Origin of the sequence: Paenibacillus sp. AD87, from assembly GCF_001659845.1 — a bacterium.
Taxonomy (GTDB): domain Bacteria; phylum Bacillota; class Bacilli; order Paenibacillales; family Paenibacillaceae; genus Paenibacillus; species Paenibacillus marchantiae.
Window position 1 is genome coordinate 2,770,882 of the sequence record NZ_LXQN01000007.1, and the last position, 13,816, is coordinate 2,784,697.

The following is a 13,816-nucleotide window of genomic DNA, read 5'->3' on the forward strand; positions in this document are numbered from 1 at the left end:
GTGCTATATATAGTCGTGATTGTCAGCTGTATCGGAGCTGATGATCGATTAGAGTGGTAGATATAATATGATTCTATCATTTAATGACCAGGGGGAAGCAAGCATGAAATTTCGTCAAGTTCATCTCGATTTTCATACGTCAGAAGCCATTGAAGGCATTGGCCGTGATTTTTCGAAGCAGCAATTTCAGGAGATGCTTAAGACTGGATACGTCGATTCCATCACCATTTTCTCCAAGTGCCATCATGGCTGGGCCTATCACCCGACAACCGCCAATCAAATGCATCCACATCTGAATTTCGATCTTCTGGGTGCCCAGATTGAGGCTGCTCATGAGATAGGTGTGAAGACACCGGTCTATCTCTCTGCTGGCCTGGATGAGCGACTCGCTCGCAAACATCCACAATGGCTCATCCGCAATCAGCAGGAGCAAATCAGTTGGACAGCCGACTTTATGACACCGGGATATCATCAATTTTGCATGAATACCCCTTATCTTGACGTGCTTACCCTACAGGTCGAGGAAGTCGTAAAGAATTATGATGCGGACGGCATCTTCCTCGATATCGTTGGTGTTCGGGAATGTTATTGTCAATATTGTGTTGCCGAGATTCGCTCACAGGGCTCCGATCCACGAAACATTCAAGATATGAAAAAACTGTGGGAACAGACGTATGCTCGTTATGCTAATCGAATGAACGAGACTGTGCATGCAGTGAAACCCGGATTACCAGTGTTCCACAACAGCAGTCACGTCGACCGAGGGCGGCGGGATCTCGCCCATGTGAATACCCATCTGGAGTTGGAATCGCTACCAACGGGCGGCTGGGGGTACGAACACTTCCCCCTCTCTGCACGTTATGCGCAAACACTGGGCATGGATTTCCTCGGCATGACCGGAAAATTCCATACTTCCTGGGGCGAATTCGGTGGATACAAGCACCCCAACGCGCTGCGTTATGAAACTGCGCTGAGCCTTGCGAACGGAGCTCGCTGCTCCATTGGAGATCAGCTGCATCCAGGTGGTCAGATGGACATTGCCACGTATTCGTTGATCGGGGAAGCTTACCGCGAGGTAGAAGCAAAGGAAGAATGGTGCCGAGATGCTACCGCTATGGCCGATATCGCGTTGCTGTCAGTGGAAGCAGCCTTATGGGAATCCGGAGGCGATCCTCATAACCAGCACAAACACCACGATACCGGTGCTGTAAGAGTTTTGCTGGAAGGCCACTATCTCTTCGATGTAGTAGATCTGCAGGCTGATCTGTCCAAATATAAAGTTGTTATTTTGCCGGATGCCATTAGCATTACAGAGTCAATCAAAACCAAACTGACAGCCTTTCTTGCCGGGGGCGGCAAAATTCTCGCCACTGGCCGTTCCGGACTCTCACCGGATGGAACGGGCTTTGAATTCGATTGGGGTGTAGAATATCAGGAGGTTTCCCCATTCCGTCCCTCCTATTTCCGTCCGAGTTTCGAGCTTCCTTCCCTGCGTACAGCCTCTTTTGTCATGTATACCGAAGGACAGAATACAGTGCCCACGACAGACGGCATTGTACTTGGTAGTAAGGAGAATTCATATTTTAACCGTGACTTGTTCACGTTCTGCTCTCACCAGCATACCCCTTCTGATCTACAGGAATCGGGAACTGGCATGGCTGAAGGGCAGGATGGAATCTATATCGCGTGGAATGTTTTTGAAGATTATGCGACGAAGGGGAGCTTGGCTGTCAAGGAAATCATCTGTTACGCGCTGGACCGTTTACTGAGTAACAACAAGTCGCTGATAACCAACCTGCCTGCCCAAGGGGTTACGACGCTGCAGGTGCAGAAGAACTCGAACCGTTGGGTGAATCATCTGCTGTATGCCTCTCCAGTACGTAGAGGACAAGGTGTGGAAGTTATCGAGGATATCCCTTCACTTATCAATACAGAGGTGACGGTTGCGGCGGCTGAAAAAGTACAGGACGTGTATCTCGCTCCACAGAACCATAGTCTCCCATTCAGTCAGGTGAACGGCCTTGTGACCTACACGATACCGGAGTGGTCCTGTCATCAAATGGTCGTGATTCAATTTTAGAAGTACATTCATGGAACATATAACAGCAAACAAAAAAAGAAGTCGCATCAACATGGCGACTTCTTCATTGGCGGATTACTCCGCCATATATACTAACCTTTAGTGATTAATGATTACACACAAGCTTTCAATTTGTTCAGAGCCTGGGAAATATCACGAATCAGTGAGTCCACATTTTCCCGCTGGGTTGCCCAACTGGTACAAAAACGAACGACGCTGTGTGTATCGGACACCTTTTCCCAGAATGTGAACGAGTAACGGCTGCGTAAATCCTGAAGCAGATCATCTGGCAGAATCGGAAATTGCTGATTGGTTGGTGAATCATATAGGAAAGTAATACCTTGCTCCGCAAGCGAATCATGAATTAACATGGCCATGTCCACCGCATGCTGGGAAATTTCAAGATACAGACCATCTTCAAACAGCGTTTCAAATTGAATCCCCAACAATCTGCCTTTGGCAAGCAGGCCGCCTTTTTGTTTGATCATATAACGAAAATCTGGCTTAAGCTTGTCGTTCAGGATGACTACCGCTTCTCCCATCAATGCTCCGATCTTGGTTCCGCCAATATAGAATACATCACATAGGCGTGCGAGATCAGCGAGAGTCGTATCACAATTCCGGGAAGCAAGAGCATACCCAAGACGCGCCCCATCAATAAAGAACGGGAGACCACACTGTTGGCTCACATTAAATAATGCTTGCAGCTCTGCCTTGCTGTACATCGTACCGTTCTCAGTAGGCTGGGATATGTAAACCATTCCGGGCTGGACACAATGTTCAGGTGCTGCATCATTCCAATGGGCATCATAGACCGCTTTGACCTGATCTGACGTGATCTTCCCATCCTCGCTTGGTACCGTGATCACTTTGTGACCTGTGGCTTCGATCGCTCCCGTCTCATGGACCGCGATGTGGCCCGAAGTCGCTGCAATCACGCCTTGGTATGGACGCAAAATGGAGGCAATAACCGTTGTATTGGTCTGTGTACCACCAACCAAAAAATGCACATCCGCCTGTTCATTTTCACAAGCTTGTCGAATAAGGCTTCTCGCCCGATCACAATGGGCATCTTTACCGTAACCGCTCGTTTGTTCCATGTTCGTTGAAATTAGTCTTTGCAAAATGCGCTCATGCGCGCCTTCGTTATAATCACATTCGAATCGTATCATCGTCTTGTCTCTCCTGCTCTTTTGTTCAACTTATCCTGAATATTCATCATTGAAGCGTAAACTTCTCTGATCTCTTCCTCATCCAAACCTTGCATTAACTTCACAATCTGCTGATCTGAACGTTCATTCAACTCACCGTAAAGCTCCTGCCCTTTTTCAGTCAGGCGAATCAAACTAACGCGGCTGTCAGCAGCTGAATCCACTTTCATCAGCAGCCCTTCTCGGGTCAGTTTACTTACAATTCGGCTCATGTAGCTGCGATCAATGGTCAGTGTATCCACCAGATTGTTCGCAATGCTCTCCCCTTGAATGCCAATTTCAATAATGACCCTTGCTTCAGCGAAGGAGTATCCCGTTCCCAGGATATGCTTATCGAGTACACCGAGTATATTGGTATAAAAACGGTTAAAACGCCGCATTTCAGTCAACATATCTGCATTTATTTGCTGAGAGTCGATGTGAAACCCTCCCTTTTAGTGGACATTGTCAACATTATAATAATCAGTTTAGTGGACGTTGTCAACAATATATAATATTGATGAACTTTATAGTTCAAATGAATGTCACTTTATTGAAAAACAAAAAAAACAAAAAAACAAACCGCGCAAATGCACGGTTTGTTTTTTGGCTATTAAGAATGGCTGTATTGCACCTGGTGAAGTCTGCTGTATATGCCTCCGGCAGCGACCAGTTCCTCATGGTTACCCTGCTCTGCGATGCCATCCGCATTGACTACCAGGATGCGATCTGCATTCTTGATCGTTGTCAGTCGGTGTGCAATAACAAGGGTTGTTCTGCCCACTGACAGTTCCGCCAAGGACTTCTGGATTAATGCTTCGGTTTCGGTATCCAGAGCAGACGTTGCTTCGTCCAGAATGAGAATCGGTGGATTTTTCAGGAACATCCGAGCAATGGACAGGCGCTGTTTCTGACCTCCGGAAAGTTTGACACCACGCTCACCAATGATCGTATTGATCCCTTCTGGCAAAGTAAGAAGCAACTCTTCCAAAGATGCACGACGGGCTGCATCCCAGATTTGCTCGTCTGTTGCCGTTAAATCGCCATAAGCGATATTTTCCTTAATTGTGCCTGAGAAGAGAAATACATCCTGTTGAACAATACCGATATGTTTGCGCAAAGATTCCAGCTGAACCTCACGAATATCAACTCCATCAACGGTAATCCGACCTTCCTCTACTTCATAGAACCGTGGAAGCAGACTGCAAATGGTCGTTTTACCTGCACCGGAAGGACCCACAAATGCAACGGTTTCCCCTGGATTGATGGACAAACTGATATTATTCAGAATACGTCGATTTTCCTCATAACCGAATGAGACATTTTCGAAGCGAATATCTCCACGGACGCTTTTTAGCTCCACGGCATTTTTCGCATCGGCGATTTCCGGCTCGGTATCAATGATTTCCAGATAACGCTTGAATCCTGCAATGCCCTTAGGATAACTTTCGATTACAGCATTTATTTTCTCAATCGGACGGAAGAAGATGTTGGATAACAGCAGGAATGCCATGAAATCACCCATATCAATTCTGCCATCGATAAAGAACCAAGCACCGCTGATCATAACGAACACAGTAACCAAACGCATCATCATGTAGCTGACCGATATACTCTTCGCCATCGTTTTGTAAGCAAGCAGCTTTGTTTTACGGAAGTTCTCGTTATCTACGGAAAATAGTTTTTTCTCATGCTCTTCGTTAGCGAACGATTGAACGACACGAATTCCGCCTACGTTGTCTTCGATACGGGAATTGAAATTCCCCACATCTCCGAAGAGGCGCCGATAGGTCTTCGTCATGCGCCCACCAAACACAATAATGACCCAGGCCATGATAGGAATAATGACAAAGGTGATCAGTGCAAGCTCTAAATTAATGTTCGCCATAAGCCAGAAAGATCCAATTAGAGTCATAATCGCGATGAATACATCCTCAGGTCCATGGTGAGCAACCTCTCCAATATCGTTGAGATCATTGGTAAGGTGACCGATCAGATGACCCGTCTTGCGATTATCGAAAAACCGGAAGGATAACTTTTGTAAATGAGCAAACATCTTCGAACGCATGTTGGTTTCAATGTTAATGCCAAGCATATGTCCCCAGTAGGTCACGACATAATTCAAGACGGTATTCAGCGCATAGATCGACAGCAAGACAATACATGCGAGGATAATGAGTGGCCAATCTTGACCTGGCAGCAACTCATTAATGAACTTGCTTACAGCAAGTGGAAATGCCAGCTCTAGTAAACCAGCTAGTACTGCACAACCAAAATCAATTAAAAATAGTTTTTTGTAAGGACGATAATACGAGAAAAAACGACGAACCATTCTTATTCACTCTCCAGATCCTGATTAGGGCTTTCTTCTTCATTTTGTAATTCAAAAAGTTGGATGTATTCATCAATGACCTGATCAATGGCTTTCAGTTCACCACTTATCATCTGATGAATATTCCGGAACTCCTCCTGACCAAGCTGTCTGGCCAACGTAGCTCTTCGATTCTGCATTTGTTCCAAAAAGACTAAAATTCTTCCACGGCGAAACGTTTGTGCCCCATTACCCCGTTTTCCGTGATGCTCTCCATGCCCTCTCCCACGTCTTGAACCTTCACCTTGTCGCTCTTCTTCCCCACGACCCCGTCTGGACCGCTCTCCATGGCGATCAGGTTGTTCGTTCACATTTATATGTCTTTCTCTCATTTTTGAAGCACCTCCATCTTCGTATACATTTGTATACAAATTGTTTATGTATACGATTGTATACGTAAGGGATTTTTCTGTCAACCCGTATTTTTCCATTTTATTCTGGCCCAATTCATATTCAGTTCACCGTCCTAGAGTACACTAACTTACGTACCACCACAGAGATACCTAATCTACAGATAAGACAGGAGAAGATGAGATTGACACTGAAAAAACGAACTTCATTCGCCGCTGTAACCCTGGTGTTAACCATGTTAGCCCCAATGAATGCTCTCGCCGCACCGGCAAACAGTAACACCCGTAACCTCACGTATAATATGACCCAAAAAGCGGTGATGGAGAAGGCCAAGCTCCTTACCGAAACATACGGTACAACAAGTGTGCAGTACGCACTCATGGATGAGGGAGAGATCGTGATCTCCGGACAAGTAGGCAAAAACGACCCGGAGGGCCGTATCCCCCTTTCTTCTAATACAATGTATGGCATCGGTTCAACCAGTAAAATGGTGCTCACAGCCGCTGTGATGAAGCTGGTTGACGAAGACAAGATCGATCTGGATGTGCCGGTTGTGAACTATATCCCGGATTTTAAGATGAAGGACAACCGTTACACACAAATTACACCTCGTATGCTATTGAATCATTCATCCGGGATTCTCGGAACCTCAAGCGGTAGTGCCATACTGTATGGGGACAATGATACCTATGCACATGATACATTTTTGGATCAATTGGCCGAACAAAATTTGAAGGCAGATCCGGGAGCCTACTCGGTGTATAGTAACGATAGCTTTACTTTAGCTGAAATTCTGGTCGAAAAGGTAAGCGGCACGAGCTTTAGCCATTTCATCCAACAGAATTTCACCGAACCCTTGGGCATGAGCCACACCAAAACGCCGCAGGATCTGGTTGACCCTGACCAAATGGCAGTAACTTATTCGCAGCTGAATAAGGAAGAACTTCCACTAGAGAACACGAACATGATTGGCTCTGGAGGCATTTACTCTACTGCCGAAGACCTCGTCAAATTTTCGCAAATCTTTACGGGAGAGGTCAAAGGTATTCTTTCCAGTGAGTCGGCAAAAGCAATGACGCAAGAAGAGTACAAAAAAGGTGTGTGGCCAGAGGATAGCGATTCATCGATTTCGTACGGGTTAGGTTGGGATAGTGTAGACTTGTTCCCATTTAGCGAATACGGCATCAAGGCAGTTACCAAAGGTGGCAATACGATTGCTTATCATTCGTCATTAATTGTGCTTCCGGAATACAACATGGCTGCAGCCGTTACCTCTTCAGGTGGATCAAGCACAACCGACCAATTGATTGCGAGCGAGCTGTTGCTTAGCGCACTTGAGGAAAAGGATATTATTGAAGGACGGAAGCCGGAAAAATCATTTGGCGCCCCTGTAAAAACAACCATGCCGAAAGAGCTAACGCAGTATGCTGGCATTTATGGGGCGGTTGGCAGCTCGTTATTGAAGTTGGAAGTGAATGATGAAGGACAGTTGACGATGTCCCAGCTATTGTCGCCGAACAGTACCGAACAAAAGTATACGTATACTGAAGATGGCTCTTTCGTGAATGAGCAAGGTACAGAAAAGTTGAAATTCACTCAAGAGGATAACGGGAATACATACTTGTGGTCCCGTTCGTACCAGTCGGTGCCAGGGCTTGGACAGATCGCCTCCTCGGAATACAAGGCAGAAAAGCTCGAAACCAATTCATTATCCGAAGATGTAACAGCCGCTTGGCAGAAGCGTGAAGGCAACATTTATTACCTGGTGAATGAAAAATACACCTCAACGGTATATGACAGTGCAACGCCGATCATCCCCATTCATATGTTCGATGAAGCACCAGGTTATGTGTATACTAATAAAATTATTGATGCAAATTCGGCCGTGAATCAACTGCAAATTCCAGGCTTGGCTGGCCGGGATACGATGGAGTATAAGTTCTTCAAGAGAAACGGCGTAGAATACGTCTCAGCAGGAGGAAAGGTCTACGTCAGTCAAGAACTTGTGAGACCACTCTATTCAGGGAAACAATCGAAGACAACGATTCAAACGAATGGTTATGCGACGTGGTATTCGGTACCGGCAGCAGCCGCAGGTAAAGTGATGACAGTGAAGATGCCTTCGAAAGGTGCTTTCACTGTATATGACCAGACGGGTATCAGTACGAATCATACCGTGGTTAGTGGTGAAAATGAAGTTACATTGCCTGAAAACGGTACGATTGTATTTGCTGGTGAAGCTGGTTCAAGGTTCGAAATTTCGTTAACAAATTAATAATAATGAGCAAGGAAATACGCCCGTTCCCCTGTGTTCTACTGGGGAACGGGCGTTTCATTCTTTCTGAAATCCATTCTGAAAGATACTACGTTTGTTCTAAGTTTATTTTACTTCATTCATAAACTTCTTGAAGTTTTCGGCTATTTCTTTGGATCGGGTATGGTGTAAATAATGTCCACCTTCGAATGTCATCACTTTACCATGTACTGAATTTTTAACTTGCTCTTCATGCATAGGTATCCATCCTTCCGTTTCGGTATCATTCGCTTGTAAAAAGAAAATGACAGGCAGATCTTTGGGGAAAGTCAAGCCTTCAGCAGCTTTGAAATTGGGACCAAAATTTTCGCCTTCACTTAAGTTGTTCGGATTAAACGTATTTTTGAGTGAAAGCATTCTAATTTGTTCTCTGGTTTCATCATCAACAGCTGGTGCAATCAGTTGATCAGGGGCCAGTTTCATTAACAATCGGTAGAACCCTGATTTTTTGAGCAGTTTGTACACATCTGTTGGGAATGGATCATCGTTGCCTCCCTGCGTTGGAACGCTGCTATCAATCCCAACAAAAGCATTTACTTCGTTTGGATATTTGTTTACATAATCTAGTCCGTAGATTCCTGAAATGGAATGACCCATCAGCGTGTAATGAGTAATATTAAGCTGCTGTAGAGCTTCATGAATTTCACTGACCATATTTTCCGTGGTACGCTCTTTTTCAGTTATGTCACTTAATCCATAACCGAAAGGTTCAATGACGACGACTTTGTAAAACGGAGATAGCTCATCAATTAACGGTTTAAAATCGAGGGCTGGGGCAGGTGTTCCGTATCCCGGAAGCAATACCACGGTTTCTTCACCTTTTCCTTGGATCAACACATTCATGTTTTTCCCGTCAACCGCTACGGACTGACCATAGGGTTTTATTTTCCCTGCCTCCGACTTGTTGCTAAATACATTTACAAAATAGACAGTGGCAATAAATAATGCAAAAGCGATAACTATGGCTCCGAATATTTTGAGTAAAATGATTAATATTTTTTTCATCATGATGGTTTTCTCCTGTTGAGTTTGTTTGTCGTACAGTCGTTTGGAAATCCGTTAATTTACTTTTTTATTGAAATTTCAAATTTGGATCCAGCCTCACCTACAAATACAATGCGGCCATTCTCTGGTAAGACAACTTTATTCTTACCGCTGACCACGGTGTGATTAATACAAATTCCAGTCTGGTCATATACAGCAAAGGCTCCATTTGCAGGCAACTTGACTGTCATGACTTTTCCTTTCGCAGTCGCTGGTACCGAAAACCATTTGGCATATCCATCTGCTTGAATGGTTGTTAAGGGTTGTTTACCCGAATAGATTGGTTTCACCAGTTCCTCACTGGCGTATACATACCCTAAGGCTGTAAGATACTCTCCTTCGTTCTTTTTAGAGAAATGAATGTCCATCGTATCACGTCCGGCTGTACCAGGAATTTGCAATAGATTGGCTGCTTCGTTTGCTCCAATAATCTTATGATTAGACATATAACCTGGGTTCTCTTTACTCAAATGAATAGGCAGGATCGATGAAGCATTCAGATAGACCATTGATGTGTATTTCTCATTCACTAGATAATATTTTTTACCATCGCGCTTTGCCCATGCGGCGTTAATCTCTTTGGATAATTTATTGGCTTCAAGCTTCTCCGCATTATATTCTGAGAAAGCCAGCTGTCCGAGTCCTGGAACAGATATATAAGATCGTGACCACAAGTAGGTTTTCCCATTTTTCTCCACAACGAATTTCAACTTATCTGTACCTTCGTTGTTAACAAAAGTACCATCTGCTGTATATGTGTATTCTTGAACCGGATTACTCGGAGCTGTAAGTGAAGATACAGTCATTTGTCCAGTCTTATTGATGTTGATCTTCGTAACTGAATTATTGCCACCATATATACCTGCAAACTTGGATATTCCCTTAGGCATATTGGCCTTCACGGGTACGCCAAATGATTTTTCCGGCTTCCGTTCTGTAATAACGCCCTTTTCCTCAAGTGCGCTGAGTAATAATTCATTCGCAATGAATTGATTGGTCAAGCTCGCCCCGCCTGAAGAGATAACGGCTGCAGCCATGTTGTGTTCTGGGAGTACCGTTAATGAAGATTGATAAGATAACGTATCCCCTCCTTTCATAACGGCCTTAATGCCGTATTCATTGAATGGGAACAAGTTCACACTATCCCACCCTAACCCGTAAGACATCAGCGTATCGCTATCCTCTGGCCACATTCCTTTTTTATATTCTTCTTGCCCCATTTCTTCTACAGACTTGCTGGAAAGAATTCCATTGACTTCTCCCGTGAAGATTCTAGAAAATTTGACCAAATCTTCAGCGGTGGAATACAGACCTCCAGTACCGATGATATTATAATTCTCTTTTGGAAGTTGTCCCTCATAAAAAGGGGAATAGATTCCCGCCATTTCTGCCGGATTAACTACATCCTGTGGTGTCTTGGTATGGTTCATGTCCAAAGGCTCTGTGAAATACTTGTGTATAAATGCGGTATAACCGATGCCGCTAACTCTTTCGACCAGAATCTCGGCTAACGTAAAGCCATCGTTGCTGTAGACTGAGTATGCGCCGGGATCTGCTTTAAGGTTTTGATTCGCCAATTGCTTCAAAAACGTATCATGTGAATACGTGTCATTATCTCCGTACAATGTGGCATTGCTGGTTGAGGTGCCCAGAAGACCGGCTGAGTGATTCAACAGCATACGGGGTGTGATCTGTTTGTATCGGTTATCTTTCATGTTAAAGTCAGGCATATAGTTCATAACAGGCACATCCAAATCGATCTTGCCTTCGTCAACCAGCTTCATTACAGCGGCGGTAAGCATCATTTTACTGGTTGAACCAATGCCATAGATCGTGTTCGAAGTAAGAGGTACCTTGTCGTTTATATCGTTCTTACCCGTTTGACCGGAGACCACAATCTCTCCATCATCGATGAGCGCATATTGCAGACTCGTCGTACCATACGTCTCAGTCAGTAATTTGGCTTTTTCCATCACGGTTTTCTTCGTTGCCCCATACGTAAGGTTGCTGTTGTTCATGGCAGCCGGTGTGGCCATTGCAGATAATGGGGCTAACATGGTTAACGCTAGCGTTAAAGCTGCAATTGAAGTTCGTTTTTTGACTGTTCTCTTGAGCACTTTCATTTTCTCTTGTTGTATCATTTGCATCTTCTCCTGTCAGTATCTCTTTATTAGAGTATCCTAGCTTTGGTACTAAAATAAGCTTAACCAATAGAAATGTACTCTTCGTGACGTCTATATGAACCGAGTATGAATAGGCAAAATAATTTGAGTACATGATGATTCACGATCCTTGATCCTTCCTTTTTACGTCATAAAAATATCCCCTTTAAGTAGACACTTAAAGGGGATAAAGACTTTGTCTATTTCAATGAAATTTCAAATGTGGAACCGACCTCACCTGCAAATACAATACGGCCGTTTTTGGGTAAGACAACCTCATTCTTACCGCTGACCACGGTGTGATTAATACAAATACCCGTCTGGTCATATACGGCAAAGGCTCCATTTGCAGGCATCTTAACCGTCATAACTTTTCCTTTCACAGATGCGGGTACCGAAAACCATTTTGCATATCCATCTGCTTGAATGGTTGTAGCGGATTGTTTACCGGAATAGAGTGGTTGTACAATTTCCTCACTTGCGAATACGCTACCTACAGCTGTAATGTACTCCACTCCGTTCTTTTTGGAGAAATAAATTTCCTTTGTATCACGTCCAGCCATGCCAGGGATTTGCAGCTCAGTGACTGCTTCGTTTGCTCCAATAATCTTATTATTAGACATATACCCTGGTGTCTCTTTATTCGAATGAATAGGAATGATTGGTGATGAATGGAGATAAACCGTTGATGTATATTTCTGATTCACCACGTAATATCTTTTACCTTCACGCTTTTCCCACGAGGCGGTAACATCCTGGGATAATTCATTGGCTTCCAGCTTCTCCGCTGTATATTCTGAGAAAGCCAACTGCCCAAGTCCTGGCAAGGATATATAAGATCGAGACCACAGATAAGTACTTCCATTCTTCTCCGTAACGAATTTCAACTTTTCTGTACCTTTATCGTTAACAAAAGTACCATCAGCTGTATATGTGTATTTTTGAGCCGAATCACTCGGAGCTGCGAGTGTGGATACAGTCATTTGTCCAGCATGATTCATTTCGATCTTCTTAACCGAATTATTGGCGCCATACATACCTGCATACGCGGATATTTCTTTAGGTATATCTGCTTTTACTGGCACCCCAAATGACTTTTCTGGCTTCCGTTCTGTAATAATACCCTTTTCCTCAAGTGCGCTGAGTAATAATTCACTTGCAATAAACTGATCTTTGGCACTCGTCCCACCGGATGAGGTAACGGCTGCAGCTAAATTGTATTCCGGCAGTACGATTAATGATGAGTGATACGATATGGTATCTCCACCTTTCGTAACGGCCTTGATGCCGTATTCACTGAATGGGTATAAGTTCACACTATCCCAACCTAACCCGTACGAAATAGATGAATCGCTGTCCTCTGGCCACATGCCTCTTTTGTATTCTTCTTGCGCCATGGCTTCTACCGACTTACTGGAAAGAATACCTTCGACCTCTCCCGTGAAGATTTGTGAAAATTTCACAAGATCTTCAGCGGTAGAATAAATACCTCCAGTAGCGATGATATTATAATTCTCTTGTGGAAGCTGGCCTTCATATAAAGGAGAATAGATTCCCGCCATTTCTGCTGGCCCAACCACATCCTGTGGTGTTTTGGTATGATTCATGTCCAGAGGCTCTGTAATATACTTGTGTATAAAAGCAGTAAAGCCCATGCCACTAACTCTTTCGACTAGAATCTCCGCTAATGTAAAACCATCGTTACAATATACGGAGTATTCTCCTGGATCGGCTTTCAGGTTTTGATTCGCCAATTGATCTAGAAACGTATCATGTGAATTCGTATCATTATCTCCGTACAATGTAGCATTGCTGCCCGTGCTGCCCAGCAGACCGGAGGAATGATTCAACAGCATGCGTGGTGTGATTTGTTTGTAGCGCTTATCTTTCATTTTAAAGTCAGGGATATAGTTCACAACAGGCTTATCCAAATCAATCTTACCTTCGTCAACCAGCTTCATTACAGCCGCTGTAAGCACCATTTTACTGGTTGAACCAATGCCATAGATCGTGTTCGAAGTAAGAGGCACCTTGTTATTGATATCGTTCTTGCCCGTTTGACCGGACACCACAATCTCTCCACCATCGATTAATGCATATTGCACACTGGTCGTACCGTACGTCTCCGTTAGGATCTTGGCTTTCTCCGCTACTGTTTTCTTGGTTGGTTCATACGAAAGATTGCTTCTGTTATCGGCAGTTGGTGCGGCCATTACTGACATCGGAGCTAACATCGTTAACACCAGGGTTAACGCAGCGATTGAAGTTCGTTTTCCCTTTTGTCGTCCCATTCACATCATCTCC

The 13,816-nt window shown here is 44.2% G+C and carries 9 protein-coding genes; 2 read left to right on the plus strand and 7 right to left on the minus strand.

From position 1 onward, the window contains the following. Positions 1-103: 103 nt before the first annotated feature. Positions 104-2,080, plus strand: coding sequence for an alpha-amylase family protein (locus gpAD87_RS12075; protein WP_064638607.1), 1,977 nt, complete (start codon positions 104-106; stop codon positions 2,078-2,080). A 113-nt stretch (positions 2,081-2,193) separates the two neighbouring features. On the opposite strand, the gene gpAD87_RS12080 is transcribed toward gpAD87_RS12075, so the two are convergent. The 4 genes from gpAD87_RS12080 to gpAD87_RS12095 form a co-directional block, all read right to left on the minus strand. Continuing rightward, on the minus strand, positions 2,194-3,252 hold the full coding sequence (locus gpAD87_RS12080; protein WP_064638608.1) for a threonine aldolase family protein: 1,059 nt from the start codon (positions 3,250-3,252) through the stop codon (positions 2,194-2,196). Then, positions 3,249-3,683: a MarR family winged helix-turn-helix transcriptional regulator gene (locus gpAD87_RS12085; RefSeq protein WP_231952523.1), complete on the minus strand. Its 435-nt coding sequence runs from the start codon at positions 3,681-3,683 to the stop codon at positions 3,249-3,251. Before gpAD87_RS12085 ends, gpAD87_RS12080 begins: the two co-directional genes overlap by 4 nt. A gap of 200 nt (positions 3,684-3,883) precedes the next feature. Further along, a complete protein-coding gene (locus gpAD87_RS12090) occupies positions 3,884-5,602 on the minus strand; it encodes an ABC transporter ATP-binding protein (protein ID WP_064638610.1) in 1,719 nt (572 codons plus the stop codon). A 2-nt stretch (positions 5,603-5,604) separates the two neighbouring features. Further along, positions 5,605-5,973 (minus strand): hypothetical protein, encoded by a 369-nt coding sequence (locus tag gpAD87_RS12095; protein ID WP_090806120.1) that lies wholly within the window; start codon positions 5,971-5,973, stop codon positions 5,605-5,607. Positions 5,974-6,170: 197 nt separating this feature from the next. Here gpAD87_RS12095 and gpAD87_RS12100 point away from each other — a divergent pair, with 197 nt between their 5' ends. Further along, a complete protein-coding gene (locus gpAD87_RS12100) occupies positions 6,171-8,267 on the plus strand; it encodes a serine hydrolase domain-containing protein (RefSeq protein WP_064638612.1) in 2,097 nt (698 codons plus the stop codon). Positions 8,268-8,372: 105 nt separating this feature from the next. Here the strand turns inward: gpAD87_RS12100 and gpAD87_RS12105 are convergent, their stop codons facing one another. From gpAD87_RS12105 to gpAD87_RS12115, 3 genes are all read right to left on the minus strand, one after another. Then, positions 8,373-9,314, minus strand: a complete 942-nt coding sequence (locus gpAD87_RS12105; RefSeq protein WP_064638614.1) for an alpha/beta hydrolase — start codon at positions 9,312-9,314, stop codon at positions 8,373-8,375. A gap of 56 nt (positions 9,315-9,370) precedes the next feature. Continuing rightward, positions 9,371-11,491 (minus strand): serine hydrolase domain-containing protein, encoded by a 2,121-nt coding sequence (locus gpAD87_RS12110; RefSeq protein WP_064638615.1) that lies wholly within the window; start codon positions 11,489-11,491, stop codon positions 9,371-9,373. Positions 11,492-11,712: 221 nt separating this feature from the next. Continuing rightward, complete coding sequence (locus gpAD87_RS12115; RefSeq protein ID WP_064638617.1) at positions 11,713-13,803, minus strand: serine hydrolase domain-containing protein; 2,091 nt, start codon at positions 13,801-13,803, stop codon at positions 11,713-11,715. Positions 13,804-13,816 lie beyond the last annotated feature (13 nt).